The sequence below is a fragment of the Nocardioides sp. YR527 genome (genome assembly GCF_900101045.1).
In the GTDB taxonomy this organism is placed as follows: Bacteria; Actinomycetota; Actinomycetes; order Propionibacteriales; family Nocardioidaceae; genus Nocardioides.
Genome location: NZ_FNFN01000003.1, coordinates 61,081 through 86,414, shown reverse-complemented (window position 1 = coordinate 86,414; position 25,334 = coordinate 61,081). Strand labels below are relative to the sequence as shown.

The window sequence follows — 25,334 nt, the reverse complement described above, 5'->3', positions numbered from 1 at the left end:
CACTCTCGGGTCGATTCTCAGGGGGTTGTCACATGGGCGCACCGACATGGGTGTGGCTGGTCACCGTGGCCGCGATCGTCGGCCTGCTCGCGTTCGACTACGTCTTCCACGTACGCAAGGCCCACACGCCCACGCTGAGGGAGTCCGCGACCTGGTCGGCGATCTACGTCGCGATCGCGCTCCTGTTCGGCGTCGGCGTGCTGGTCTTCGGCGGCGGCGCGATGGGCGGGGAGTACTTCGCCGGCTACATCACCGAGAAGGCGCTCTCGGTCGACAACCTGTTCGTCTTCCTGATCATCATGACCAGCTTCCGGGTGCCCCGCGAGGACCAGCAGAAGGTGCTCCTCTTCGGGATCACCTTCTCGCTGATCGCGCGCACCGGGTTCATCTTCGTGGGCGCTGCCCTGATCAACACCTTCGCCTGGGTCTTCTACCTGTTCGGCCTCATCCTGCTGATGACGGCCGGCAACATGCTCAAGCCCGACGACGACTCCCACGGGGAGAACTTCGTCGTCCGCCTGGCCCGGCGGCTGTTCCACGTCAGCGAGCACTACGACGGCGACAAGCTCTTCACGGTGGAGGACGGCAAGCGCATCCTGACCCCGATGCTGCTGGTCATGGTCGCCATCGGCGGCACCGACATCCTCTTCGCCCTCGACTCGATCCCGGCGATCTTCGGCCTCACCCAGAACGTCTACATCGTCTTCACCGCGACCGCGTTCTCGCTGCTCGGCCTACGCCAGCTCTACTTCCTGCTCGACGGCCTGCTCGACCGGCTCATCTACCTGTCCTACGGACTGGCCGCGATCCTCGCCTTCATCGGCGTCAAGCTGATCCTGCACGCCCTCCACGAGAACAACGTCCCGTTCATCAACGACGGCGACCCCGTGCACGTGGTCGAGATCAGCACCGGCCTCTCCCTGACCGTCATCCTCGGTGTCCTCGTCGTCACCATCGTCGCCTCGCTCTTCAGCAAGCGCGGTCGCACGAAGAACGCCATCAACAACGCCCGCCGCCACGCCGCCGCCTACCTCGACTCCGAATACACCGCCGACCCGGCCGAGCGCGAGCGCATCCACAACGCACTCCTCGCCGAGCGCGACCTCATCGTCTCCCTCGGCCCGAAGTCGCTGCAGACGGCCCGCGACGAGACCCCTCTCATGGAGCTCCTCGAACGCGCCCTCGCCAGCCACAACGCCGCCGTCGAGCGCGGCGAGGCCACCCCCGCAGGCCCCCCGAAGATCCTCCGCGAGGAGTAGTCAGGTGCCGTCGGGGAAGGCGATCACGGAGAGGAACCGGACCGGCAGCTGCACCAGGCCCGTCGGGCCGTGAGGCCCCTCCCCGTCGAGGGTGAGCGAGTCGCCCGGCTCCATCCGGTAGACCGAGCGGCCGTGGCCGTAGTCCATGACGCCCTCGAGCATGTGCAGGAACTCGGTCCCGGGGTGCTGGAAGAGGGGGTAGACCTCGCTGTCCTCGGAGAGCGTGACCATCAGGCACTCCAGCCGCTTGTGCTCGCCGCGCAGCGCACCGAGCAGCTCGTAGGCATGGCCCTGCTTGGTGCCCGTGCGGGTGATCTCCGCGCCCTGTCCGGCCTTCGTATAGGAGGCTTCACGCTCGCCGTCAGCGCCGCGGATCAGCGCGGAGACCGGGACGTCGAGTCCGTGGGCGAGGCGGGCCAGGGTGCCGAGGCTGCACGAGGTCTGGGCGTTCTCGATCTTCGACAGCATCGCCTTGGAGATGCCGATGCGGTCGGCCAGCTCGGTGACGGAGAGCTCGTAGCGCAACCGTAGGGCGCGTACGTTCGCACCGATCGCGTTCTCGAGCGCAAGCTCCTCCGCCACCGCCCCGGGGTCGCGGTCGCGCGCGATGCCTGCGGTGTTGCGGATCAGGTCTTCCTGCTCGGTGCCCACGCGGGAAGCCTAGGCGAGATGCTCGAGCGTATGCGCCAGGGCGAGGGCACCGTGCTCGGCGTCGACGTCCTCGACCGCTTCGTCAGGAGCGTGCGAGACACCGGTGGGGTTGCGTACGAAGAGCATCGCGGTGGGCACGTGGGCCTTGAGCACCCCGGCGTCGTGGCCGGCGCCGGTCGCGAGCACCGGAGCGCCCGGCAGCACCTCGCAGAGCTCGTCGCGCAGCCCGGCGTCGAAGTCGACCGTGGCGCTGAACGACTCCTCGGCCATGACCGCCGAGCACCCCTCCTCCGCGGCCGCGAGCTCGGCCTCCTGCCGGATCCGCTCGACGAGGGCGAGCGTCGTGGCGTCGTCGTGATGACGTACGTCGAGCCAGAGGTCCACACGTGAGGCGATGACGTTCGTGCCGCCGGGGGTCGGCACAAGCCGGCCGACGGTCGCCCGCGCCTCGGGGACCTCACGGGCCAGTCGCCGCACCCCGACGACGAGCGCACCGGCGGCCACCATCGGGTCGCGACGGTCCGACATGAGCGTGGTGCCGGCGTGGTTGCCGGCTCCGGAGAGGGTCACCCGCCAGCGGCCGTGGCCGAGGATCGAGGAGCCGACGGCGACCGGCTGACCGAGGTCGATCAGCCCCCGGCCCTGCTCGACGTGGAGCTCGACGAAGGTCCCGATCCGGCCCAGCGCCTCGGGGTCCGGGCCCAGATGCTCCGGCGTCGCGCCCGCCGCCCGCAACGCCTCCGCGAACGTACGCCCGCCGGGGTCCGCCAGCGCCAGGGCGCGCGCCGGATCGATGGCTCCGGTCAGCAGCCGGGAGCCCAGGCAGGCGACGCCGAACCGGGAGCCCTCCTCCTCGGGGAACACCGCGATCGCCCGCGGCCGACCACCGACACCGGCCGCCGACAGCCGGTCGAAGGCGACCAGCGCGGAGGCGACACCGAGCGGGCCGTCGTAGGCGCCGCCACCGGGGACGGAGTCGAGGTGGGACCCGGTGACCACGGCGTCGGCATAGCTGCCGTCCGGCGTGTGCCAGGCCCAGATGACGCCGTTGCGGTCGGTGGTCACCTCGAGACCGCGCTTGTCGGCGTGGGCGACGAACCATTCGCGCAGGCTCAGCTCCGCTCCCGACAGCACCGGCCTGGAGTAGCCACCTCGGACCGGGTCCCGGCCGATGTCGGCGATCTCGGCGAGCAGCCCGCTGACGGTGTCGGGGCGAGGGCCGCTCATCGCATCTCCCCCGCGCCGACGTACGGGTGCGGGCTGCGGAGCAGGTCGCCCTCGGCGAACCGTTCGAAGCGGAAGTCGCGGGCCGGTACGTCCGGGTCGGTGCTGTCGCCCTCGAGCACGAGATCGGCGACCAGGTCCCCGACCGCCGGGCTGATCTTGAAGCCGTGGCCGGCGAAGCCGGCGCAGAGCACGAGCCCGTCCGGGCCGACCGGCGCGATGACCGGGTTCCAGTCGGGCGGGACGTCGTAGACGCCGGCGTAGGTGTGGGTCACCGAGGGGTCCGGGAAGCCCGGGAAGCGGTGCATGACCTTCTCGGCGTACTTCTCGATGCCGGCCTCGCTGGCGATGTTGGAGTAGTCGTCGGGGTCGACGTAGCGGTTCTCGTGGTCGCCGTGGTCGCTGTTGCCGACGAGGAACTGACCGGAGCCCTCGATCCGGCAGTACTGCAGGCTGACCAGGTCGGAGACCACGGGCACATCGACGAGCGGGACGCCCGCGTCGACGATGAGCAGCTCCGAGCGGTAGCCCTCGATGGGGAAGTCGAGGCCGAGGTCGGCGAGGAGCTTCGCCGACCACCAGCCGGCGGCGACGATCACGGTGTCGGCCTCGATCACCTCGCCGGACTCCAGCGCGACGCCGGTGACCTTGTCGCCCTGGGTCAGGACGCGCGCGACCGGGGTGTTCTGCCGGACCTTCGCGCCCTTCTCGCGGGCGACCTGGCCGAAGTGGAGCGCGAGCTGGGAGGCGTCGGCGTACCCGCCTCGACGTTCGATCGCCGCCGCGGCGACGTCCTCGACGTTCATCATCGGCCACAGCGCGGCCAGCTCGTCGACGTCGAGCATCTCGGCCTCGATGCCCAGCGACTGGTGCATGGCGATGTTGGCACGCAGCGGCTCCTCGTTCTCCTCGCCGACGATGACGGTGTAGCCGACCTGCCGGAAGCCGACGGCGTCACCGAGCTTCTCGATGACCGGCAGGCTGCGCCAGGCCATCGCGGCGATCGACGGGACGCCGTAGTGGGCGCGGACGATGCCGCTGGACTTTCCGGTCCCGCCGCTGGCGAGGCTGTGCCGCTCGAGGACGAGTACGTCGCCGATGCCGCGTTCGGTCAGCGCGCGAGCGATCGAGAGGCCGATCAGCCCGCCGCCGACGATGACGACTCGATTGCCGGTCATGACTGGTGCTCCTTGGGTTCGGGGATATGGACCTCGGCGACGGGACCGCCGGTGAGGTGGAGGGTGAGCGGCTCGTCGCCGGCCACGGCGACCAGCGGCGTGGGCCGATCGAGCAGCACCACCGCCCGGACGTACGCCGGCCAGGTGACCGTGCCCTCGTGGCGGGCCACGAGGAGCGTGCCGCTGCAGATCGACCGGTCGGTGATCAGATTGAGCGCGGAGGTCGGCCGCTCCAGGTCCTGCAGCACCACCGGAGCCTCGCCCGGGAAGCCCACCGGCTGGAGGGCACGGGCCTGGATCGGGTGGCCGCCGACCACCAGCGCGTAGCCGCCCTCGAGGGGCAGGTGCACCCGGTCGCTGTCGGGGAACGACGAGAACGGGCCGGGTGCGGCGAGGTCGGCGAGGCTGAGTCGCCACCCGGGGCCCACGAGCAGCTCGCGGGTGCGCCCGAGCCCGTTGCGCCACGGCACCGGCGCCACGTCCCCGCTGTCGATGAGGACGTGCGCCGGCCCGGGCATCGGCTCAGAACCCGCCCTGGCCGGGGATCCAGCTGGTGCCGGCCAGCGGGACCCGGGCCATCGCGGCGGCCTCGATCGAGATCGCGACCAGGTCCTCGGGCTCGAGGTGCTGCAGGTGTGCCTTCCCGCAGGCGCGCGCGATGGTCTGTGCCTCCATCGTCATGACCCGCAGGAAGTTGGCGAGGCGGTGCCCGCCGGCGACCGGGTCGAACCGGGCGGCCAGCTCGGGATCCTGGGTGGTGATGCCCGCGGGGTCGCGACCGTCCTGGAAGTCGTCGTAGAAGCCGGCGGCGGAGCCCAGGGCCTCGTACTCGGCGGCGAGACGCGGGTCGTTGTCGCCGAGCGCGATGAGTGCGGCCGACCCGATCGCGACCGCGTCCGCGCCGAGCGCCATCGCCTTCGCGACGTCGGCACCGTTGCGGATGCCGCCGGAGACGACGAGCTGGACCTTGCGGTGCAGGTCGAGCTCCTGCAGCGCCTGGACGGCCTGCGGGATCGCGGCGAGCGTCGGGATCCCGACGTGCTCGATGAAGACGTCCTGGGTGGCCGCGGTCCCGCCCTGCATGCCGTCGACGACGACCACGTCGGCGCCGGAGTGGCAGGCGAGCTTCACGTCGTAGTAGGTGCGGGTCGCACCGACCTTGACGTAGATCGGCTTCTCCCAGTCGGTGATCTCGCGCAGCTCGTTGATCTTGATCGCGAGGTCGTCGGGCCCGGTCCAGTCGGGGTGCCGCGACGCCGAGCGCTGGTCGATGCCCTGCGGCAGGGTGCGCATGCCGGCCACCCGCTCGGAGATCTTCTGCCCGAGGAGCATGCCACCGCCACCGGGCTTTGCGCCCTGGCCGAGGACGACCTCGATTGCGTCGGCCTTGCGCAGGTCGTCGGGGTTCATCCCGTAGCGGCTCGGCAGGTACTGGTAGACGAGGTGCTTGGACTGGCCGCGCTCCTCGGGGGTCATGCCGCCGTCGCCGGTGGTGGTCGATGTGCCGACCTCCGACGCACCGCGACCCAGCGCCTCCTTCGCGCGGCCGCTCAGCGCACCGAACGACATGCCCGCGATGGTCACCGGGGTCGCCAGGTGTAGTGGGAACTTCGCGAAGCGCGATCCGAGGACGACATCCGTGTCGCAACGCTCGCGGTAGCCCTCGAGCGGGTAGCGCGACATCGAGGCGCCGAGGAAGAGCAGGTCGTCGAAGTGCGGGAGGGCCCGCTTGGCGCCCCCGCCGCGGATGTCGTAGATGCCGGTCTCGGCGGCGCGCTGGATGGCGGCGATGGTCTGCCGGTCGAAGGTGGCAGACTCGCGCAGCCCCCAGTTGCTGGTGCTCATCAGTAGGCCCCCGTGTTGTCGACGTGGAAGTGGTAGAGCGAGCGCGCCGACCCGTAGCGCGTGTACGCCGAGAGGTCGTCGCCCTCGAAGCCGGCCGCCTTGAGCAGCCCGGCGAGCTCCTCGAGGTGCTCGGCCCTCATCTCCTTGGCCACGCAGTCGGCCCCGAGAGAGGCGACGGTGCCGCGTACGTAGATCCGGGTCTCGTAGATCGAGTCGCCCAGACCCTCGCCGGCGTCGCCGCGAACGACCAGCCGTCCGGCCTGCGCCATGAACGCGGAGCTGTGACCGACGTTGCCGCCGACGACGATGTCCACGCCCTTCATCGAGATGCCGCACCGGGCGGCGGCGTCCCCCTCGATGACGAGGAGGCCACCGTGGGCGGTGGCGCCCGCGGACTGCGAGGCGTTGCCGCGCACCACGACGGTGCCGCTCATCATGTTCTCGGCGACGCCGGTGCCGGCATTGCCGGCGATGACGACCTCGGCCTGCTGGTTCATCCCGGCGGCGTAGTAGCCGACGTGGCCCTCGACGCTCACCTTCACCGGGGCGTCGAGACCGACGGCGACGCTGTGCGCCCCGGCCGGCTTGTCGATGACGATCTCGCGGACGATCTCGCCGTCGAGATCGGCCGCGTGCAACGCGGCGTTGACCTCGCGCAACGGCGTGGTCGAGAGGTCGAAGATCAGCGGGTCCATGCGTACACCACCTCGGGCTCGGGCTCCCAGATACGGGCGTTCTCCACGCCGGGCAGCCCGGCGAGCGCGCGGTACTCGCTCGCCATCGCCACCCAGTCGTCGGTCTCGGCGATGACCGCCGGCTTGCAGGCGATCGCGTCACGGACGACCGCGAAGGAGTCGCGGTTCGACACCAGCAGCGTGTAGAAGCCGTCGAAGGTCGCGCACAGCTCCTTCAGCGCGACCTCGACGTCCTTGCCGTCGGCCAGCGCCTTCGCGACGAAGCGGGCACCCACCTCGGTGTCGTTCTCGCTGTCGAACTCGACGCCCGCGGCGCGCAGCTCGCGCCGGATGGTCGCGTGGTTCGAGAACGAGCCGTTGTGCACCAGGCACTGCTCCGGCCCGACCGCGTAGGGGTGCGCGCCGCTGGGCGTCACCGCCGACTCGGTGGCCATCCGGGTGTGGCCGACCCCCTGCCACCCCTGGGCGCCGGCCAGGCCCCACTCGTGTGCCAGGTCGCGCGGCGCACCGACACCCTTGAGCACGGCGAGATCGGCGCCGAACCCGGCGACGAGCGCGTCCGGGAAGGCGGACCGGGCGGCGGCGAGCAGGTCCTCGGAGGTGACCGGAGCGGTCATCAGGAGGGTCGCGTCGAGCAGACGTACGTCGACCGGGCTGCCCAGCGACGTACCGATCGCGGCGGCGACCTCGGCGGCGGGCAGATCGAGCTCGAGCAGCGAGACCGCGCCGTGGCCCGCAGGGGTCCAGGTCGGGTCCCCGTAGACGGCGACGCCGGCGGAGTCCGCGCCGCGGTCCTGCATCTCGCCCAGCATGTCGGCGAGCAGCTCTCCCAGCCGGGGGTAGAGCTCGGGGTTGCGCAGGTGCAACCCGACGATTCCACACATCGTGTCGGTTCCTCTCGTGTCAGCTCAGGTCGGCTCGGGTCAGAAGGCCGTGAGGTAGCGGTCGATCTCCCACGCGCTGACGGCCGCGTGGTACTCGCGGAACTCGGCCCGCTTCAGGTCGGCGAAGTAGTCGGCGACCCCGGGGCCGACCGCGTCGAGCACCCCGCACACCACCGGGTCGGCGACCATCAGGTCGATGGCCTGCAGGAGCGTGTCGGGCAGCTCGCCGGCCGGGCCGCTGCCGATCGGTCCCGGGTGTACGCCGCGCTCGATCCCGTCGAGCCCGGCACCGAGCGCGCCGGCGACGGCGAGATACGGGTTGGCCGCCGCGTCGCCGCCACGCATCTCGATCCGCTGGTTGTCGGGCACCCGGATGTAGTGCGTACGGTCGTTGCCCCCGTATGTCGGGGTGCGCGGCGCCCATGACGCACCCGAGGCGGTGGCGACCGCGCCGGTGCGCTTGTAGGAGTTCACCGTCGGCGCGATCAGCCCCTGCAGGGCCTGGGCGTGCTCGAGGATCCCCCCGACGAACGAGTACGCCGTCGGCGACAGCCCGAGCCCGGACTCGTCCTCCCCCGGGAAGACCGCCGTGTCCTGGGAGGTCAGCGAGAGGTGGAGGTGCAGGCCGCTGCCGGTCCGGTCGGTGAATGGCTTCGGCATGAAGGTCGCCACCATGCCGCGCTCAGCCGCCATGACGGAGAGCAGGTAGCGCAGGGTGACGACCCGGTCGGCCGTGGTCAGCGCGTCGGCGTACGCGAAGTTCTGCTCGAACTGCCCGTTGCCGTCCTCGTGGTCGTTGGCGTAGTTGCCCCACCCGAGGTCGTTCATCGCGGTGGAGATCGAGGTGAGGTGGTCATACATCCGGAAGACGCCGCGGGCGTCGTAGCACGGCTGATCCGCGTCGTCGGCGGCGTCGGCCGTACGGAGCGAGCCGTCCTCGTTGCGCTGGACGAGGAAGTACTCGACCTCGGCACCGACCCACGGCTGGTAGCCCATGGCCGCAGCCTTGGCGATGACCGACTTCAGGATCACCCGTGGTGCGTACGGCCACGGCTTGCCGCCGACGTGGGGGTCGCAGTGGACGAGCGCCAGCCCCTCCTTGACGAACGGGATCGGCGTGAACGAGGTGGTGTCGGGGATCGCGATCAGGTCGGGATCCTTGGGTTCCTGGCCGATCGCACCGACGGCGTATCCGGCGAAGCCGACACCGTCCTCGGCGAGCTCGTCCACGGCCTCGACCGGGACCAGCTTGGCGCACGGCTTGCCGCGCAGGTCGACGAACAGCGCGAGGATGAACCGGGTGCCGGCCTGCTCGGCCAGCTCCTTCAGTGTCTCCATCTCTCGTTCTCCGTTTCGTAGTATGAATCACTGTGTATTCACAGTGAACATCCTGGATGTTTCAGAAGGGTTTCGCAAGAGTGAGATCGAGGTTCCGTCCGGCACGGCGGCATGTCGCGGTCGGCCGCGAGAGACGCTGAGGCGAGCGGCGTCGTGGACCAGCCGCTCGGCGAGGGCCTGAGCGCAGGCTGATCCCTGCCAACGAGAGCCCGACACGGCGATCCCCACCTCGGGAGCCGGTCCTGAACTGCGAAATGCCCCGCCTTCGACAAGTGTGATCACATCCGGGATAGGCTCAGGTCATGCCTTTACCTCGCATCGAGCTGAGCGGACGCGTTGGCGACCAGGTGTTCGCGGCCATGCAGTCAGCGATCCTCAGCGGCGAGCTCGCCGTCGGCGACCGGCTGCGCATCCGCGACCTCGCCGAGGAGCTCGGCACCAGCGTGATGCCGGTGCGCGAGGCGATCCGCCGGCTCGAGGAGATCGGGCTGGCCGAGTCACTGCCCTACCGCGGCGCCGTGGTGCGGGGGTTCACCCACACCGAGCTCCTCGAGCTCTACTCGACCCGCCGCCTGCTGGAGATCGAGGCGACCCGCCTGGGCACGACCCGGGTCTCCCCCGAGGACCTGGCGTCGATGCGGAAGGAGTACGCCGCGATGGAGACCGCCGTCGCCGACGGCGACTCCCTCGAATACCTCGACAGCGACGAGCGGTTCCTGGCGATCCTCTACCGGGCGGCCGCCAACTCGGTCCTCGTCGAGCTCATCCAGGCGCTGTGGAACCGCTGCCGGAGCTACAAGATCCTCGGCGCCCGTCAGGCATTCGACACCGCCCATCCGGCCGAGCTGCTGACCTGGCAGGAGCAGCTCCTGGAGGCGGCCTCCGACCGTGACGAGACGCGGGCGACGACCATCACGGCCGCCTCCCTGGACGCGGCGATCGACCGCATCCGGGCATCGATGAACGACTCCTGACCCCCCGCGCCGAGTCGGCGCATCCTGACCAGAACCCCCGCCGAGTCGGCGCGTCATGACGCGCCGACTCGGCGCTATTTACCCTGTCACCTCTTGTGTGATCTGTGATCACAAACGTATGGTCTTGGTCACACCACCACCGAAAGAGGAGTCACCATGAAGGACGCCGTTGTCGTCGGGGCCGGCCTCGCCGGCCTCTCCGCCGCCTGGCGGCTGCGCCACACCGACGTGCTCGTGCTCGAGTCCGACGACCGCGTCGGCGGCCGGATCCGCTCGGAGCGCCGCGGCGCCTACTGGCTGAACTGGGGCGGTCACGTCTTCGCCGGACACGACTCCTCCACCGACGAGCTGCTGAACGAGGTCGGCGTCGAGGCCACCGACATCCCGGGCTCGCTGCAGGCGCTGTCGATGAACGGCAAGTTCCTGCGCAAGGGGCACATCGCGACGTACCCGTTCCGGATCCCGATGCCGCTGAAGGCCCGGGTGGCCACCATGACCGCGGGGTCGAAGGTCGTCGCCGGAGTCGCCCGCTACACCCAGGTCGTACGCAAGCGGGCCGGCGAGTCCGGCGCCGAGCGGCAGCAGCGGATCTACGACTTCGCCAACGACCGCACGTTCGACGACCTCGTCGGCAACCTCCCCGAGGACGCCGCGGCGCTCTTCAAGACCACCGTGACCCGCTCGGCCGGCAACATGGACCAGATCTCCGAGGGCGCGGGCATCGGCTACTTCAGCCTGGTGCTCGGCTTCGGCCAGGGCCTGAGCCGCGGCATCGTCGGCGGACCGTCCACGCTGACCGGTGCCCTCGCCGACGCGCTCGGCGACCGGCTCCAGCTCGGTGCCACGGTCCACGAGGTCGTGCAGAAGAAGGACTCGGTCGTGGTGCGCTACCGCCAGGACGGGGTCGACCGGGAGGTCGAGGCCCGCACGGTCGTGCTGGCCACCACCGCCGACGTCTCCCACCGGGTCGCCGTCGACCTCGACACCGATATGCGCGACGCGCTCGGCCAGATCAAGTACGGCCCCCACGTCAGCACCGCGTTCCTCACCGACGAGACCTCGGCCCGCCCCTGGGACGACATCTACGCGATCGCCGCCCCCAAGCGATCCTTCGCCATCGCCCTCAACCAGGCGAGCATCGTCCGCGGGCGCGAGGGTGCCGGCGAGCGGAAGCCCGGCGGCAGCTTCATGACCTTCTCCCCCGCTGCCCTCGGCGCGGCCCTCCTCGACAAGTCCGACGAGGAGGTGGCGCAGATCCACCTCGCCGACCTCGAGCAGGTCCTCGACCACCCGGGCTTCTCCGACTCGGTCGTGGAGGCGCAGACCCAGCGCTGGCGGGTCGCCTCGCCGTACTGCTTCCCGGGGCGCGCGAAGCTCCAGCCCACCCTGCTGCGCGGCGGCGGTCGCGTGTTCCTCGCCGGCGACTACCTCGGGACCCTCTACACCGAGACCGCCATCACCTCGGGCTTCTCCGCAGCCCAGAACGCCTCCGATCTGCTGGCCAACGACGGTCGGCGCCCCATCACCATCCCGAACTCCGCCCAGACCACCCGCCCCACCACCGAAGGAACCCTCGCATGACCACCGAGCTCCACGGCGTACTGACCGCCCTCACCACCCCGTTCAACCCCGACGAGTCGATCGACGTGGCCACGCTGCGCAAGGTCGTCGACCGCTCGATCGACGCCGGCGTCAACGGCGTCGTCGCGGCCGGTTCCACCGGCGAGGTCGGCTCGCTCTCCTCCGACGAGCGGCTCTTGCTGGTCGACACCATCATCGAGCAGACCGCCGGCCGGGTGCCGGTGGTCGCCCAGACCGGTGCCACCACCACCGCCGAGGCGATCCGCCTCTCCCAGGCCGCCCAGAGGAGCGGCGCCGACGTACTCATGCTCCTGACGCCGTTCTACGAGCCGCTGTCGGAGGCCGAGACGGTCAGCTACATCAAGGACGTCGCGGGCTCGGTCGACATCCCGGTCATGCTCTACAACATCCCGCCGGTGACCGGTGTGAACCTCGCGCCCGACACCGTGCGCGCGCTGGCGACCGAGGTCGACAACATCCGCTACATCAAGGACTCCAGCGCCAACTGGGAGCAGGCGCTGACCCTGATCCACGACCACAGCGACGTCATCGGCACCATCGTCGGCTGGGACGTCTACACCTACAGCGCCCTCGCCGAGGGGGCCGTCGCGGTGATGGCCGGCGCCGCCAACGTCGTACCTGACGAGATCGTCACCGTCACCCGGCTCATCGCCGAGGGCAACCTCACCGATGCCCTGGCCGAGTGGAAGCGGGTCTACCCGGTGATCTCGCACCTCTTCGCCACCGGCTTCATCCCCGGCATCAAGGCCGGCCTCGAGCTCCAGGGCATCCCGGTCGGCGTCCCCCGCCGTCCGCTGGCTCCGCTCGCCGCCGAGGACGTCGAGGGTCTCCGCTCGCTGCTGAAGGCGCTCGGCAAGGAGGTCGGTTGACATGGACGCGGCGACCGAGTTCCTGGTGAGCATTGCCGACCTCCTCTGGTCGGCCCCCATGGCGTACGTCGTCCTCGGGCTCGGCGCGATCGGGACCATCGCGATGAAGGGCGTGCAGTTCCGGCGCATGCCGGACATGGTCCGCCAGCTGCGCGAGGGCAGCGACGTGACCGGCGGCCTCTCGTCGTACCAGGCCCTGGTGATGGCGCTCGCCAGCCGGGTCGGCGTCGGCAGCATCGCCGGCGTCGCCACCGCCATCGGCGCCGGTGGCCCGGGTGCCCTGCTGTGGATGGCCGCCACCGGCCTGGTCGGCTGCACCGTCGGGTACGCCGAGGCGACGCTGTCCCAGACGTTCAAGCGCCGGGTCACCGACGAGGACCGCCGCGAGGCCGGCGAGGACATCGGCGGCATGCCGTACTACATCCGGCACGGCCTCAACCTGCCGAAGGTCGCCGGGCTGATCGCGCTGCTCGGCCTCGTCGGGTACGGCTTCCTCTTCCCGGGCTTCCAGGTGAGCACGATCGCGGCCAGCTCCGAGCGCGCCTTCGGAATCCCGCCGATCGTCCCCGCACTGCTCATCACCGCCATGATCGGCGCGGTGATCTTCGGCGGCACCACCCGCATCGTCAAGGTCACCCAGGTGCTCGTGCCGTTCCTGGCGGTCGGCTACCTGATCCTGGCCTTCACCGTCATCGCGGTGAACATCGAGGCCGTCCCCGAGGCGATCTCGCTGATCGTCCACTCGGCGTTCGGCCAGGAGCCGATGCTGGCCGGCATGGCCGGTGCGGCCGTCGCCTGGGGTGTCCGTCGCGCCGTCTTCGCCTCCTCCAACGGCCTCGGCGAGGCGACCTTCGCGGCCGCCGCGGCGCGTACATCGCACCCGGGCAAGCAGGGCCTCGTGCAGACCTTCAGCATCTACATCGACGTGCTGCTGATCTGCATGGCCACCGGCCTGATGATCGTCGTCTCCGGGTCCTACAACGTCACCGACGCCTCGGGCGTGGTCCGGATCGACAACATGGGCGACATCCCCGTCGGCCCGAACTGGGTCCAGGCCTCCATCGACACGCTCGCCCAGGGCTGGGGCGCCGGGTTCGTCGCGGTGGCGGTGCTGCTCTTCGGCTTCGCCTGCCTCCTCGCCTACTTCTATGTCGCCAGCTCGAACCTCCTCTACCTGCTCGACGGCAGGACCTCGCCGATCTGGTCGCGGGTGCTGAAGTTCGGGACCCTCGCCATCGTCTTCCTCGGCGGGATCGTGCCGACCGAGATGATCTGGGCCATCGGCGACATCGGCCTCGGCCTGATCACCTGGGTCAACCTCGCCTGCCTCGCCCTCCTCGCCCCGCTCGTCTACCGCATCTACCGCGACTACGAGCGCCAGCGCAGCCAAGGCCTCGACCCCGTCTTCGATCCTGAGGCCCTCGGCATCAAGGGTGCTGACTTCTGGGTGGAGTCGCACCCCGCTCGCAGCGAGACGGTGAGCTGAACAGAGGACATCGAACCGACGGCTACGGCCGTCTCACCGGGCCGACGCGACGAACCTCCACGCGCCGGCCCGGACCTCGTAGACGGCGTACTCGTCGCTGACCCGCGTCGGGCGCAGCCCGCCGGCCGAGAGCTTCGCGTCGGCGCCACCGACCTTGTCCAACGGCACCTTGACCGTCGCGGTGGTGTTGGCCGGAACGGTCACCTGCAGGTCCAGCCGGTCTCCGTCGAGCTGCCAGTCGGTGACGACCTCGCCCTGCGGGGTGCGGTAGCCGGCGTGGTGGGAGGTGAGGTCTCCGACGACCGCCGGAGCGATCACCAGGTCGCGGAAGGCGACCGACCCGGGCGCCTGCTCGATACCGCCGAGGCCTGACCAGAACCAGTCGTCGATCGCGCCGAGCATGTAGTGGTTCTGGGATCCGGACTTGGTCATCCCGGTCCAGGCCTCGGGCAGCGCGGTCGAGCCGGTCTCCACGAGGTAGCCGTAGCTCGGGTAGGTGGTCTGCGTGGCGATGTCGTAGATGACGTCGTCGCGCCCCTCCTCGGCCAGCACGTCGAGGATCGCGGGCAGACCGATCTCGCCGACACGAAGATGGTCGTCGGCCGCCCGGATGCTCTCGATCAGGTTGCCGAGGACCTGGTCGCGGTGGTCCGCCGGGACCAGGTCGGCGTCCAGAGCCAGTCCGTTGCTGGTCTGGTTGCCCGGCCCGTAGTCGCCGGTCGCCGCATCGAAGAACTCGGCGTTGAAGGCGTCGGCGATGTCGGCGGCGAGCGCGGCGTACTTCTCGGCGTCCTGCTTCTTCCCGATGGTCCGGGCGACCTGGCTCAACGTCGACGCGAGCTTGTAGTAGGCCTGGGTCCCGACCAGCTCCAGCGGGGTGGTCGTGTCGATCGCGATCCAGTCACCGAGCCCCTGGCCGAGGATGTGCCCGTCGGCGCGACCGGAGAGGTAGTCGAGGTAGCGCTGCATGTTCGGATAGAACGTACGCATCGTCTCGACGTCCCCGTAGGCGCGATACATCAGCCACGGGGCGAGGATGATGCTGCCGCCCCAGTTGGCGTCGTCGCGGTAGCCGACGTTCCACTCGGAGAACTCGGTGTACTCCGGCGTGATGTCCGGGACCAGCCCGAAGGAGGTCTGGGAGTCGGCCATGTCCTGGACGATCTTGCGGTAGTAGGCCTCGACGTCGTAGTTCTTCGCGACCGAGTCGAAGACCAGGTTCAGCTGCTCGGTCCAACCGAACTTCTCGCGGTGCGGGCAGTCGGTGAGGACCGAGTACATGTTGCCCTGGATCGCACGGTTGATGATGCCGTGGATGCTGTTCAGCAGCGGATCGGAGGACTCGACCGTGCCTGCCGCGGCGTTGTCCGTACGCAGCACCAGCGCGCGCACGTCGGCGAGCGCGGGCGCGGCGCTGAGCCCGGTGATCTCCAGGTAGCGGAACCCCGAGTAGTTGAACCTCGGGTGCCAGGTGAGCGGGCCGGTGCCGTCCAGGGTCATCGCCTGCCACACCCGATTGCGCCCGCTGTACTGCGTCTGCAGCACCGTCCCGTCCTTGTCCAGCTGCTCGGCCGGGTACATCCGCACCTCGGTGCCGGCCGCGCCGTCGGCGGTCAGCTCGGGCCAGCCGACGACGTTCGTGCCGAAGTCGACGATGTAGGTCCCGGCCTCGGGGTTGGTGACCGACGTCGCCCGGAGCGCGTCGACCTGGGTGATCGGCGGTGCCGTGCGCCCCACGATCTCGGTGGTCTCGAACGGCGGCTCGGTGACCTCGGCGGTGTCCCAGCCGGTCAGGCTGGTCCCCGGCTCGCGCCAGCCCGCCTGCTCGCGACGAGCGTCGTAGTCCTCGCCGCCGTACCAGTTCGCGGTGGTGGTCGCGCCCAGCGTCGTCTGCCAGGAACCGTCCGTGGCGACCACGTGGCGCCTGCCGTCGGTGGTGGTGATCTCCAGCTGGGCGAGCAGCCGCGGCGGGCTGTAGTCGCTGTTCATGTACTGGTAGCGGTTGGACGCGGCACGGTTGACCTGTGCCATCCCCGTGCCCAGCTCCGCGGCGAACCGGTTCTGCCCCGAACGCAGCAGCCCGGTGACGTCGTACGCCGAGGCGACCACCTGGTCCCTCACGTCGGTGTTCGGCGGCTCGAGCACCGCGTCGGTGACAGCCTGTCCGTTGATCGTCGCGGAGTAGACGCCCATGCCGGTCACGTACAGCCGCGCGCTGCGCACGTCCCGCTTCAGGTCGAACTGCTTCGCGAAGATCGGCAGCGCCATGGGCTGGGTGTGCTGGGCCGACGGCGGCTGCTGGTTGGAGTAGCTTCGTACCGTCTGGAAGCCGGTGTCCGGAGCGTCGGAGACCTCCACGGAGAAGTTCCGGGGGTAGTTGGCGCTGCGGGCGAACTGGTCCTGCAGGTCGCTGCGGGGATAGAGGCGTACGCGGTTGAACGACCGCTTCTCCCCGAGGTCGACGGTCAACGTGATGGGCTTGCTCGAGACGTCGAGCGTGGGGTGTGACTCGCTGCTGTAACCGCGCGGGGCCGCGGAGGAGAGCCGCTCGCCGTCGGTCAGGTAGCCCGGCGCCCACTCGCCGTCGGTGTCGTCGCTCTCGGAGGCCACCACGTCCGCGCCCGCGGCGAAGTTGGCGCTCGGGTCGGTGCTGTCGAACACCTCGATCTCGCCCAGTTGCAGGCGCGCCTCGCGATTCTCGGCGAACGGGTCGGTGGTCGCGCCATCCAGACGCGTGACGCTGATCCGCAGATAGCGACCGCTCGCGGGCGTGGACAGGTCCACCGGCATCGGGTGCGCCACCGGCTCCTCCCACACCGGGTTGCCGATCCAGTCGGCGTCCCAGTCGGCCTCGTCGACCAGGCCGACCTCCCAGCTGGCCGGGTCACTCCACCGCGACACTCCGCCACGCTCGTCCCACACCCGCACCTGCCAGAAGACGTGGTCGCGGGAGTCGACGGCACGCCCGTCGTACGCCACCCCGTGGTTGATCGAGGAACGCACCCGGCCGGAATCCCACAGGTCCGCCCGCCCGGCGGCCAGCCGAGCGCTCGTGCTCGCCGCGCGGATCTGGTACGCCGCCTGGCGGCTCTCCTCCCGGCCGGTCTTCAGCTCCCAGCTGAGGGTCGGCTCGGTGTCGTCGATCCCGATCGGGTCGGCGAGGCCGGCGGTCTCGAGCCGCACCGGCACCATCGCGCCAGGACGGGCCGTCTCGGCCGCGCCGGCCGGACCGGTGGTCGTCAGCTGCGCGGCGGCGAGCATGAGCGACGTCGACATCAGCACGACGATCGAACGGGTCCAGGACATCGGTCCTCCAACGGCTGGGGGTCTCCGGCAAAGGGGTGACACCCGAGATGTTGAAACGTATCAACCCAGTGACCACGCTATGAAGGGCTGGTAACAGGGGTCAATCGTGTGACCGGAACCGGCCAGCGTGTGTGGTGGGCCCCTACGCTGAGGGCGTGCTCGATCACCCCCGCCGACTCTCGCGCCGCGCCCTCTTGACGGGCGGCGGCGCGGTGGCCGGCATCGGGGTCGCAGGTGCACTGACGGTTCAGACCGAGCTGCTGCCCGGACGCTCATGGCTCTACGGCCGCCTCGGCCTCGACGGCGAGGACGGGAAGGTGCCGGACATCGCGGGCGGCAGGGTCGAACACGGCGAGTTCGTCTCGCAGGCCCGGCTCGGCGCGGTATGCAGGTGGGCGTTGGCGCTGCCACCCGGATCAGCTCTCGACGACGGACTGCCCGTGGTTCTCACCCTGCACGGGCACGGCCACGACCACTCCGCGGCCTTCGCCCCCGACCGCCTCGCCCTCGACCGATTTCTCGCGGACGCCGTGGCCAGCGGCACCGCGCCGTACGCCATAGCGAGCGTGGACGGCGGCGACAGCTACTGGCACGCCCGGGACACCGGCGAGGACGCCGGCACGATGGTCGTCGACGAGTTCCTGCCGCTTCTCACCGAACGCGGCCTCGACACCGACCGGGTCGCACTGCTCGGCTGGTCGATGGGCGGCTTCGGCGCCCTGCATCTCGCACCGCGGGTCCCCCGCCTCCGTGGCGTCTCCGTGATGAGCCCGGCGCTCTGGCACGAGTTCGGCGACACCAGGCCCGGGGCGTACGACGACGAGGACGACTTCGCCGAGGTGACGGTGTTCGGCAGGGAGGCGTCGCTGACCGACATCCCGCTGCGCGTGGACTGCGGTGAGGGCGACCCGTTCTACGCCGCCACCCGCGACTTCGTCGATCTCCTCGATCCCCGGCCCGCCGGCGGCTTCACCCTCGGCGACCATGACCTCGGCTACTGGCGCCGCGTGGTCCCCGACCAGCTGGCCTTCCTCGCGGAGCGGTTCTGACCGGTCGCCGGTGAGGCGTCAGGCGACGTGACGGCTCCGGAAGGAGGTCGGCGAGGTGCCGTGGAGGCGCTTGAAGGCGGCACTGAGGGCGAACGGGTTGGCGTAGCCGACGCGGGCGGCGATCGCCGACAGGGTCAGGTCCGTGCCGACCAGCAGGTCCGCGGCCAGGGCGAGCCGCCACCGGGTCAGGTACGCCAGTGGTGGCTCGCCGACCTGCTCGGTGAAGCGCCGGGCCAGAGCGGCTCGCGAGAGACCGACCTGCTCACCGAGGCCGGCGACCGTCCAGGGCAGCTGCGGGTGCTGTTCCATCGCCCGCAGCACCGCGGCCACCGCGTCATCGGCAGGAAGGGCCGGGGAGGCCGCGAGCACCTCGCGCACGGCTTTGACCACGAGTACGTCCAGCAGCCGGTCGAGCAGGGCTGCCTGGCCGGCCTCCTCGCGCACCAGCTCGGCCGCCAGGAGGTCGAGAACGGCGGTGTCGAAGCCGCGCAGCACCACGCTGGTCGGCAGCCGGGACAACAGCAGCGAGCCCACCGACGTCTCGCGCTCATAGGTCCCGATGAGCATCACGGTCGCCTCCGGCGAGCGACTGTTTCCCCAGGTGCGTACGCCCAACGCCAGCTCCTCGGCCAGCAGCGCCCCGTTCGGGTCGACGCAGACCTGGCCGGGCAGGATCCGGATGTCGGCCGGGCGATCGGCCGAGTCGGCGATGACATAGGTCGCCGGCCCGCGGCACACGATCACGTCACCCGCCGCCACCTTCTGCGGTCCCTCGCAGCCGGTGAAGACCGCTTCGCCGCGTGCGATCGCGATGACCGTGAGCGGCACCTCGTCCTCGGCGGTGATCGACCACTCCCCGGAGAACACGGCCTTCAGCAGGAAGGCGGCCTGGGCCCGTGGACCGTCCATGAGCAGATCCAGCGACGACATGAGTGAGACGATAACGCATTCTGCCTGGAGTCACACGTATTCCATCGTCGCTCTCGGGCGGCCAGATTAGAGGCATGACAACTCTCATCACCGGCGCCACCGGCAAGACCGGCCAGCGCGTCGCCCACCGCCTCCAGACCCTCGACCACGACGTACGTGGCGTCACCCGCCACTCGACACCCCGGTTCGACTGGCACGACCGGACCACCTGGGCCGGGGCCGTCGACGGCTGCGAGTCGGCCTACCTGACCTTCCAGCCCGACCTCGGCCTGCCGGGTGCCGACGAGATCATCGGCGCGTTCGCCGCCCAGGCGGTCGCCGCCGGCTGCACCCGGCTGGTGCTGCTCTCCGGCCGCGGCGAGGACGGCGCCCAGCGCGCCGAGCAGGCCATGACGGCCTCGGGCGCCGAGTGGACGATCCTGCGCTCGGCCTTCTTCATGCAGAACTTCACCGAAGGCGCGTTCGCGGACGAGCTCGCCGCCGGGTCGCTCACCATGGTCGAGCACACCGTCGCCGAGCCGTTCGTCGACGCCGACGACATCGCCGAGGTCGCCGTCGCCACCCTCCTCGACAAGGGCTACGTCGGCCGCGTCCTGGAGCTCACCGGACCGCAGCTGCTCACCTTCGAGGAGGCCGCGCGCGCCGTCGGCGGGCCCGGCGTCGCGTACCTCTCCATGCCCACCGAGGACTACATCACGGTCCTGACCGAGGCCGGGTTGCCGGCCGCGGACGCGGCCGGGCTGGCGTACCTCTTCGAGGAGGTGCTCGACGGCCGCAACGCGTACGTCACCCAGGACGTCGAAACGGTGCTGGGCCGCGCTGCTCGGAGCATCGACGGTCTCGCCGGTGGTGAGCAGTCATGAGCGAGGTCGTACTCACCGGCGCGAGGCTGCTCAACGGCGTCACCGCCGGCATCTACATCGCCTTCCTGGTCGCCTTCATGCCGGCGCTGCACGGCCAGCCCGACGAGGTCTACACGCGGGTCATGAACCGGCTCAACGTGGTCATCGTCAACCCGGTGTTCATGGTCTTCTTCCTGGGCGCACCGCTCCTGGCGCTGGTCCTCCTCGGCTGGCACCGGAGCCCGCTCGCCATCACCGCCGCCTGCCTGTCCGTCGCGGCCGTGGTCATCACCTTCGCGGCGAACCTGCCGCTGAACGACGCCCTGGCGAACGGCGGCTCCGTGTCCTCGTTCGAGAGGCCGTGGCTGATCTTCCACACCCTACGAACCCTCACCGCGACCGGCGCCTTCGTCCTGCTCAGTCTGCCCGGGACGGTCACCCGGATCTCGGGCTAGCAGCAGACGACCTGCTGCACCGTGAACAGAGTGTCCTCCTGGCGCTGCATGTTGACGTAGCCCTGGTCGACCCAGACCACCCTGAAGAGCCCGTCCCCGAGGTCCTCGACCCGGCGCTCGCCGCCGGCGTCGAGGTCGTCGAGGATGTGGTAGTAGAAGCCGTCGCCTCCGTTGGCGTCATCAGTGCAGTCCCACGAGGCCGGGTCGTCGAGGTCGGGGATGTAGAGGCCCGCGGCCTCGCAGTCACCTGCCTGGAGCGCGTCGACGAACCGGACAGCCGCCGTCTCCGCACCGCTCACCGGCTCCCCGGCCGCGGTCTCCTCGCCGCCGGCCGGATCCTCGGCCGAGCCGCCGCGCGTCACGAACCAGGTCGCGGCGCCGCCCAGCACCAGCGCGGCCGCGACGGCGGCCACGACGATGACGGCGGTACGTCGGCCCGGCGCCGGCTGCGGCTGCGTCGGGGGTTGCGACGGGGGCTGCGTCGGGGGATGGGTCGGCGGCTGCGACGGCGAACGGAGCACGGTCTGCGCGGCGTGAGGAGGCGGAGGAGGTACGGCGACCGCCCGTCCCTCGGCCGCGGCCGTGAGCGCCGCGGCGAAGCTCCCCGCGTCCGGCCACCGGTCCTCAGCCCTCGGCTCGAGGGCACGCATGATCACCGCGGACACAGTCGCCGGCACCGGCGCGACGGTGCCGAGGTCGGGAACCCGGGATGCGATCGTCAACGCCGGCGCGGGCGAGCGCCCGGCGAACATCGCCCACGCGACCGCACCCAGGCTGCGTACGTCAGCGCGATGGTCGATCGGCAGCGACTCGTCGAACTGCTCGGGCGCCATGTAGGCGGGCGTCCCGATCTGCCGGGTCACCTCCGAGTGCTGGTCGAGCGCGCGGGCCACGCCGAGGTCGGCGACCATCGCGCGCAGCCGCCCGTCGGAACCGCCGGAGAGCAGGATGTTGGCCGGCTTCACGTCGCGGTGGATGACCGAGCGCACGTGCAGTGCGTCGAGGCCGGACGCGGCCTGTGTCACCAGGTCGGCCACCATCTGCGGCGGCATGCCTTGCGGGTGCTGGGTGATCAGCTCCGCGACGCTGCCCCCATCGGCGTACGCCATCACGAAGTAGGGCGCACCCTCCGGAGTCTCGCCGATGTCGTGGACCGAGACGACGTGGGGCGAGTCCACCGACCGGAGGAACCGCGCCTCCTGCAGGAAGCGCTCTCGGATGTCGGCCGCCTGCGTCCACTGGGCACTGAGCACCTTCACGGCAACGGGCGAGTCGAGGTCCGGGTCGTGGTAGAGCCACACCTCGGCGAATCCGCCGGAACCGAGTGGCTTGACCTGGCGCAAGCGCCCGAGGGTCTGGGGAAGGGTCACCTGGGACATTATGAGGCCGGACCTCAGGCCGGCGCGCGCAGCCCGTCGATCTCGCCGATTGCCACTCGGCGCCGTTTGAGACCACGACAGACGGGCTGCACCGTGTTGGACGCGAAGCGGTCCGCAGTGATCATGGGCCCATGTCGGTCGACATCTCCTCGATACCAGCCGGACTGCTGCCCACCGACGGCACGGAATGGAAACCGGTCACGACTGGAGAGTCCGGCGCCGTCGTCCTCCACGACCGTGCCCATGGACGGTTTGCCAAGCTCGTCCCCGCTGCGGACAGGGGTGACCTCGCTGCGGAGCGGAACCGGGTCGCCTGGCTCGGCGAGGCGGGCCTCCCCGCTGCGTCCGTGCTCGAATGGCGGGCCACCGACGATGGCGCATGCCTGATCACCAGTGCCGTTGCCGGTGTTCCGGCCGATCAGCTCGATGCTGCTGCGCTCCGGCGCGCCTGGCCGGGGATCGCGGCCATCGCGCGGGCGCTGCACGACCTCCGCACGGCGGACTGTCCGTTCGACCGGGGGCTCGCGTCGATGATGCCCCTGGCACGTACGACGGTGGCAGAGAACCGGGTCCAGGCCGAGTTCCTGCCGGTCTCGCTGCAGCAGGTGCCACCGGCACGGATCCTCGGGCGGCTCGAGGACCAGCTGCCGCAGCGCCAACGGCAGGAGAAGGTCGAACGAGTCGTCTGCCACGGCGACCTCTGCCTGCCGAACATCCTGATCGACCCCGACACGATGGGCGTGGCTGGGCTGATCGACCTGGGCCGCCTCGGTTTGGCGGACCCGTATGCCGACATCTCACTGCTGCTGGCCAACGCCCGCGAGACGTGGCCCGACGAGACCACCGCTCGCCAGGCTGACGAGGAGTTCGCCGAGTTGTATGGAATCGACCTCGACGCGGAGAGGCAGCAGTTCTATCTGCTGCTCGACCCGCTGACCTGGCCTGCCTGAGGCGAGCCGCCTCGCGCACGTCGCCCGCCAACCAGATCCTTCAGCCTGCGTGCGCGACCGAGCGGCGTACCTCGGCCCGGAACTTCGCAGGTGACGAGCCGGCGACGCGGCGGAACGCGGTGCTGAATGCGCTCTCGGACTGGTAGCCCGTAGCTCGTGCGAGCTCAGAGATCGACAACGTGTCGCGGGCGAGGGCGTCGCGGGCGAGGTTCATGCGCCATTGGATCAGGTACTCCAGGGGCGGGATGCCGACATGGCCCTTGAAGGCATGGGCGAACGCAGAGCGCGACATGTTGCTGATCTCGGCGAGCTCCTTGAGTGTCCAGGGGTGGGCCATGTCCGCGTGCATGGCACGGAGGGCGGCGCCGATGTCGTCGTCGTTCAGAGCTCCCAGCCAGCCGCAGGGCCAATCTGTCTGGCTGGCGTGAGCACGCAGCATGTGCACGAGCAGGATCTGTGCGAGGTGGTTCTGCACCAGCGGGCCGCCGGCGGCAGCCACCCCGACCTCGTTGGCGAGGAGGTCGATCAGCTGCGCGAGCCGCGCGCCATGAGGGTCGCCCGCACGGACGAGCACGAGCGGCGGCAGTAGATCGGTCAGGAGGGCCGCGTTGCTGTCGTCGAACGCGATGTGCCCGGCGCAGAGGTAGAGGTCGTCCTCGGACTCAGGGCCGATCCGCACGAACCCGTCCTCGGCACCCGCCCACACCTGCTCCGCGGGGCGCGGGCGCGCGTCGAGCGTGCTGGCCAGCACGTAGGGCGGCGGGTCGCCCAGCATGAAGGTGTCACCCTCCTGCAGGAGCACCGGCTCGTGCCCGTCGAGGATCAGCCAGCACGTGCCGCGCACGAGCCCACCGATCCGCACGTGCAAGAACGTGTCGAAGCGCAATGCCCACTCTCCCGTGGCCCGGAGGCTGGGCCCCACCACGGTGCGGGGCCTGAGCAGGCCGATGGCGTCGGCCATCGGATCCCGGAAACCGAGCATCAGCGACCCTTCTGGACGATATGTAATGAAAGCCGGACTCTGCATTATGGATCATACGCCTGTGATCCCGCACTATCGATGTTGCAAGCGCAACCAAGAGCACACGAGTGCAGCCCGGACATCGGGCAAGAAAGGCAGTCATGTCCGACTTCGACATCCGCGAGTTCTACGACCGCTACACCGAGGCGCTCAACGCCCACGAATTCGACCGCATGGACGAGTTCGTCGCCGAGTCCATCCTCTCGCACGGCCAGCCGGCCACCCGGGAAGACGTCGTCGCGGCGCTCAAGGGCATCGCCGACGCGGTCCCCGACATCCAGTGGGAGATCAAGGAGATCGTGATCGACGCCGAAGGCGGGACGCTGTCGTGCCACTCCGTCAACCACGGCACCCCCACGAAGGAATGGCTCGGCGTGGCTCCCACCGGCGCACGGATCGAGATCGACGAGATCGCCATGTACAAGGTCCGCGACGGGAAGTTCGTGCAGATGTCCAACGTCCACGACGTCGAGGCCCTGAAGAAGCAGCTCGCCGGCTGATCCGGTCGAGCCGGACCACCCGAACAGATTGGCATCGAGAGAAATGATGGAGATGACTCACGTGGGACATTTGGACGGCAAGACGGCGGTAGTCACCGGCGGAAGCAGCGGGATCGGCCTCGCCGCCGCCGTGCGGCTGGCGGACGAGGGCGCGTATGTGTTCGTCACCGGGCGGCGTGAGGCCGAGCTGGAGGCCGCCGTCAAGACCATCGGATCGGACCGGGCGACGGGCGTGACTGGCGATATCTCCAAGCTGGCCGACCTGGACCGGCTCTACGACGAGGTCCGGGCTCGCGGCAAAGGGTTGGACGTGCTCGTGGCGAACGCGGCGGTTGGCACGTTCGTGACGTTGGAGCAGACCACCGAGGAGCACTTCGACCAGACCTTCGGGGTCAACACCCGAGGCACGCTGTTCACCGTGCAGAAGGCGCTCCCGCTGCTCAACGACGGCGCTTCGATCATCCTGACCGGCTCCACGGCGGCCGATCGTGGCATGGAAGCGTTCGGCGCGTACGCGGCATCGAAGGCGGCGGTGCGCTCCTTCGCACGGACCTGGTCCACCGAGCTGAAGAGTCGTGGCATCCGGGTCAACGTGGTCTCGCCGGCATGGATCGAGACTCCCGGGGGCACCGCGGCTTTCGGCGACGAGGAGACCGCCCGGGCCATGAAGGAGCATGTCGCAGCGACCGTGGCCAAGGGCCGCATGGGTCGGCCCGAGGAGGCTGCGGCAGTCGTGGCCTTCCTGGCCTCGGAGCAGAGCAGCTACGTCGTCGGCTCGAACCTCTACGTCGACGGCGGAGAGAACCAGACCTGAGCCCAGACCTGAGAAGGTCGCGAGCCGTTCCACCCCTACTGAGGACCTTGCCTCGCAACGCGGGTCCGATCGCCGCGATCGTT

Annotated in this window: 23 protein-coding genes; 11 read left to right on the top strand and 12 right to left on the bottom strand. The window is 70.3% G+C overall.

The features are described from left to right. The first annotated feature begins 32 nt into the window (after positions 1 to 32). On the top strand, positions 33 to 1,259 hold the full coding sequence (locus BLT25_RS09015; protein ID WP_091044588.1) for a TerC family protein: 1,227 nt from the start codon (positions 33 to 35) through the stop codon (positions 1,257 to 1,259). On the opposite strand, the gene BLT25_RS09010 is transcribed toward BLT25_RS09015, so the two are convergent. The 8 genes from BLT25_RS09010 to glnT are packed head-to-tail and all read right to left on the bottom strand — an operon-like array spanning position 1,260 to position 9,074. After that, positions 1,260 to 1,910 carry a helix-turn-helix domain-containing protein gene (locus BLT25_RS09010; RefSeq protein WP_091044586.1) on the bottom strand — a complete coding sequence of 217 codons (651 nt, stop codon included), beginning with the start codon at positions 1,908 to 1,910 and terminating at the stop codon, positions 1,260 to 1,262. 9 nt (positions 1,911 to 1,919) lie between these two features. Beyond that, positions 1,920 to 3,137, bottom strand: coding sequence for an allantoate amidohydrolase (locus BLT25_RS09005; protein ID WP_091044583.1), 1,218 nt, complete (start codon positions 3,135 to 3,137; stop codon positions 1,920 to 1,922). Beyond that, positions 3,134 to 4,312 (bottom strand): NAD(P)/FAD-dependent oxidoreductase, encoded by a 1,179-nt coding sequence (locus tag BLT25_RS09000; RefSeq protein WP_091044580.1) that lies wholly within the window; start codon positions 4,310 to 4,312, stop codon positions 3,134 to 3,136. The genes BLT25_RS09005 and BLT25_RS09000 overlap by 4 nt, the downstream gene beginning before the upstream one ends. Further along, complete coding sequence (locus BLT25_RS08995) at positions 4,309 to 4,830, bottom strand: HutD/Ves family protein (RefSeq protein WP_091044578.1); 522 nt, start codon at positions 4,828 to 4,830, stop codon at positions 4,309 to 4,311. Before BLT25_RS08995 ends, BLT25_RS09000 begins: the two co-directional genes overlap by 4 nt. Positions 4,831 to 4,834: 4 nt before the next feature. Then, a complete protein-coding gene (locus BLT25_RS08990; RefSeq protein WP_091044575.1) occupies positions 4,835 to 6,157 on the bottom strand; it encodes an FMN-binding glutamate synthase family protein in 1,323 nt (440 codons plus the stop codon). Then, positions 6,157 to 6,852 carry a protein glxC gene (locus BLT25_RS08985; protein WP_091044573.1) on the bottom strand — a complete coding sequence of 232 codons (696 nt, stop codon included), beginning with the start codon at positions 6,850 to 6,852 and terminating at the stop codon, positions 6,157 to 6,159. Before BLT25_RS08985 ends, BLT25_RS08990 begins: the two co-directional genes overlap by 1 nt. Further along, positions 6,840 to 7,736, bottom strand: a complete 897-nt coding sequence (locus BLT25_RS08980; RefSeq protein ID WP_091044570.1) for a class II glutamine amidotransferase domain-containing protein — start codon at positions 7,734 to 7,736, stop codon at positions 6,840 to 6,842. The genes BLT25_RS08985 and BLT25_RS08980 overlap by 13 nt, the downstream gene beginning before the upstream one ends. Positions 7,737 to 7,775: 39 nt before the next feature. Then, positions 7,776 to 9,074 (bottom strand): type III glutamate--ammonia ligase, encoded by a 1,299-nt coding sequence (gene glnT / locus BLT25_RS08975; protein ID WP_091044567.1) that lies wholly within the window; start codon positions 9,072 to 9,074, stop codon positions 7,776 to 7,778. A gap of 302 nt (positions 9,075 to 9,376) precedes the next feature. On the opposite strand from glnT, the gene BLT25_RS08970 reads away from it, so the two are divergent. The 4 genes from BLT25_RS08970 (at position 9,377) to BLT25_RS08955 (ending at position 14,005) form a co-directional block, all read left to right on the top strand. Next, positions 9,377 to 10,048: a GntR family transcriptional regulator gene (locus BLT25_RS08970; RefSeq protein WP_091044564.1), complete on the top strand. Its 672-nt coding sequence runs from the start codon at positions 9,377 to 9,379 to the stop codon at positions 10,046 to 10,048. Positions 10,049 to 10,204: 156 nt separating this feature from the next. Continuing rightward, positions 10,205 to 11,629 (top strand): protoporphyrinogen/coproporphyrinogen oxidase, encoded by a 1,425-nt coding sequence (locus BLT25_RS08965; protein WP_091044562.1) that lies wholly within the window; start codon positions 10,205 to 10,207, stop codon positions 11,627 to 11,629. After that, entirely contained in the window at positions 11,626 to 12,519 is an 894-nt protein-coding gene (locus tag BLT25_RS08960; RefSeq protein ID WP_091044560.1) for a dihydrodipicolinate synthase family protein, read from the top strand. Before BLT25_RS08965 ends, BLT25_RS08960 begins: the two co-directional genes overlap by 4 nt. Before the next feature lies 1 nt (position 12,520). After that, positions 12,521 to 14,005 carry an alanine/glycine:cation symporter family protein gene (locus BLT25_RS08955; protein WP_091044557.1) on the top strand — a complete coding sequence of 495 codons (1,485 nt, stop codon included), beginning with the start codon at positions 12,521 to 12,523 and terminating at the stop codon, positions 14,003 to 14,005. A gap of 33 nt (positions 14,006 to 14,038) precedes the next feature. Here BLT25_RS08955 and BLT25_RS08950 read toward each other — a convergent pair whose 3' ends face one another. After that, positions 14,039 to 17,311: a family 78 glycoside hydrolase catalytic domain gene (locus BLT25_RS08950; protein ID WP_091044555.1), complete on the bottom strand. Its 3,273-nt coding sequence runs from the start codon at positions 17,309 to 17,311 to the stop codon at positions 14,039 to 14,041. Positions 17,312 to 17,466: 155 nt separating this feature from the next. Between BLT25_RS08950 and BLT25_RS08945 the strand changes: the two genes are divergently transcribed. Continuing rightward, positions 17,467 to 18,360 (top strand): alpha/beta hydrolase, encoded by an 894-nt coding sequence (locus BLT25_RS08945; protein ID WP_091046186.1) that lies wholly within the window; start codon positions 17,467 to 17,469, stop codon positions 18,358 to 18,360. An 18-nt stretch (positions 18,361 to 18,378) separates the two neighbouring features. Here the strand turns inward: BLT25_RS08945 and BLT25_RS08940 are convergent, their stop codons facing one another. Beyond that, positions 18,379 to 19,290: an AraC family transcriptional regulator gene (locus tag BLT25_RS08940; RefSeq protein ID WP_091044553.1), complete on the bottom strand. Its 912-nt coding sequence runs from the start codon at positions 19,288 to 19,290 to the stop codon at positions 18,379 to 18,381. A 74-nt stretch (positions 19,291 to 19,364) separates the two neighbouring features. On the opposite strand from BLT25_RS08940, the gene BLT25_RS08935 reads away from it, so the two are divergent. Then, on the top strand, positions 19,365 to 20,153 hold the full coding sequence (locus BLT25_RS08935; protein ID WP_091044551.1) for a Rossmann-fold NAD(P)-binding domain-containing protein: 789 nt from the start codon (positions 19,365 to 19,367) through the stop codon (positions 20,151 to 20,153). Then, positions 20,150 to 20,587, top strand: coding sequence for an anthrone oxygenase family protein (locus tag BLT25_RS08930; RefSeq protein ID WP_091044548.1), 438 nt, complete (start codon positions 20,150 to 20,152; stop codon positions 20,585 to 20,587). The genes BLT25_RS08935 and BLT25_RS08930 overlap by 4 nt, the downstream gene beginning before the upstream one ends. On the opposite strand, the gene BLT25_RS08925 is transcribed toward BLT25_RS08930, so the two are convergent. Then, positions 20,584 to 21,957 carry a serine/threonine-protein kinase gene (locus BLT25_RS08925; RefSeq protein WP_176883739.1) on the bottom strand — a complete coding sequence of 458 codons (1,374 nt, stop codon included), beginning with the start codon at positions 21,955 to 21,957 and terminating at the stop codon, positions 20,584 to 20,586. The two genes, BLT25_RS08930 and BLT25_RS08925, sit on opposite strands and share 4 nt — an antisense overlap. A 140-nt stretch (positions 21,958 to 22,097) precedes the next feature. On the opposite strand from BLT25_RS08925, the gene BLT25_RS08920 reads away from it, so the two are divergent. Continuing rightward, positions 22,098 to 22,916 (top strand): APH(3'') family aminoglycoside O-phosphotransferase, encoded by an 819-nt coding sequence (locus BLT25_RS08920; RefSeq protein ID WP_091044542.1) that lies wholly within the window; start codon positions 22,098 to 22,100, stop codon positions 22,914 to 22,916. A 40-nt stretch (positions 22,917 to 22,956) separates the two neighbouring features. Here BLT25_RS08920 and BLT25_RS08915 read toward each other — a convergent pair whose 3' ends face one another. Beyond that, complete coding sequence (locus tag BLT25_RS08915; RefSeq protein WP_091044540.1) at positions 22,957 to 23,898, bottom strand: AraC family transcriptional regulator; 942 nt, start codon at positions 23,896 to 23,898, stop codon at positions 22,957 to 22,959. Between the two features lie 140 nt (positions 23,899 to 24,038). Here BLT25_RS08915 and BLT25_RS08910 point away from each other — a divergent pair, with 140 nt between their 5' ends. Next, entirely contained in the window at positions 24,039 to 24,437 is a 399-nt protein-coding gene (locus tag BLT25_RS08910) for an ester cyclase (protein ID WP_091044538.1), read from the top strand. 61 nt (positions 24,438 to 24,498) lie between these two features. Beyond that, the gene (locus tag BLT25_RS08905; RefSeq protein WP_091046183.1) at positions 24,499 to 25,251 is read left to right on the top strand and encodes an SDR family NAD(P)-dependent oxidoreductase; all 753 of its coding nucleotides are present in this window, start codon (positions 24,499 to 24,501) and stop codon (positions 25,249 to 25,251) included. The last annotated feature ends 83 nt before the right edge of the window (positions 25,252 to 25,334 follow it).

Bases quoted from the DNA above. Each gene is read 5' to 3' on its own strand.
- BLT25_RS08985 (WP_091044573.1), bottom strand. From the start codon at position 6,852: ATGGACCCGCTGATCTTCGACCTCTCGACCACGCCGTTGCGCGAGGTC.
- glnT (WP_091044567.1), bottom strand. From the start codon at position 9,074: ATGGAGACACTGAAGGAGCTGGCCGAGCAGGCCGGCACCCGGTTCATC.
- BLT25_RS08980 (WP_091044570.1), bottom strand. From the start codon at position 7,736: ATGTGTGGAATCGTCGGGTTGCACCTGCGCAACCCCGAGCTCTACCCC.
- BLT25_RS08950 (WP_091044555.1), bottom strand. From the start codon at position 17,311: ATGTCCTGGACCCGTTCGATCGTCGTGCTGATGTCGACGTCGCTCATG.
- BLT25_RS09005 (WP_091044583.1), bottom strand. From the start codon at position 3,137: ATGAGCGGCCCTCGCCCCGACACCGTCAGCGGGCTGCTCGCCGAGATC.
- BLT25_RS08960 (WP_091044560.1), top strand. From the start codon at position 11,626: ATGACCACCGAGCTCCACGGCGTACTGACCGCCCTCACCACCCCGTTC.
- BLT25_RS08965 (WP_091044562.1), top strand. From the start codon at position 10,205: ATGAAGGACGCCGTTGTCGTCGGGGCCGGCCTCGCCGGCCTCTCCGCC.
- BLT25_RS08955 (WP_091044557.1), top strand. From the start codon at position 12,521: ATGGACGCGGCGACCGAGTTCCTGGTGAGCATTGCCGACCTCCTCTGG.
- BLT25_RS09015 (WP_091044588.1), top strand. From the start codon at position 33: ATGGGCGCACCGACATGGGTGTGGCTGGTCACCGTGGCCGCGATCGTC.
- BLT25_RS08970 (WP_091044564.1), top strand. From the start codon at position 9,377: ATGCCTTTACCTCGCATCGAGCTGAGCGGACGCGTTGGCGACCAGGTG.
- BLT25_RS09000 (WP_091044580.1), bottom strand. From the start codon at position 4,312: ATGACCGGCAATCGAGTCGTCATCGTCGGCGGCGGGCTGATCGGCCTC.
- BLT25_RS08940 (WP_091044553.1), bottom strand. From the start codon at position 19,290: ATGTCGTCGCTGGATCTGCTCATGGACGGTCCACGGGCCCAGGCCGCC.
- BLT25_RS08915 (WP_091044540.1), bottom strand. From the start codon at position 23,898: ATGCTCGGTTTCCGGGATCCGATGGCCGACGCCATCGGCCTGCTCAGG.
- BLT25_RS08930 (WP_091044548.1), top strand. From the start codon at position 20,150: ATGAGCGAGGTCGTACTCACCGGCGCGAGGCTGCTCAACGGCGTCACC.
- BLT25_RS08910 (WP_091044538.1), top strand. From the start codon at position 24,039: ATGTCCGACTTCGACATCCGCGAGTTCTACGACCGCTACACCGAGGCG.
- BLT25_RS08995 (WP_091044578.1), bottom strand. From the start codon at position 4,830: ATGCCCGGGCCGGCGCACGTCCTCATCGACAGCGGGGACGTGGCGCCG.
- BLT25_RS08920 (WP_091044542.1), top strand. From the start codon at position 22,098: ATGTCGGTCGACATCTCCTCGATACCAGCCGGACTGCTGCCCACCGAC.
- BLT25_RS08990 (WP_091044575.1), bottom strand. From the start codon at position 6,157: ATGAGCACCAGCAACTGGGGGCTGCGCGAGTCTGCCACCTTCGACCGG.
- BLT25_RS08935 (WP_091044551.1), top strand. From the start codon at position 19,365: ATGACAACTCTCATCACCGGCGCCACCGGCAAGACCGGCCAGCGCGTC.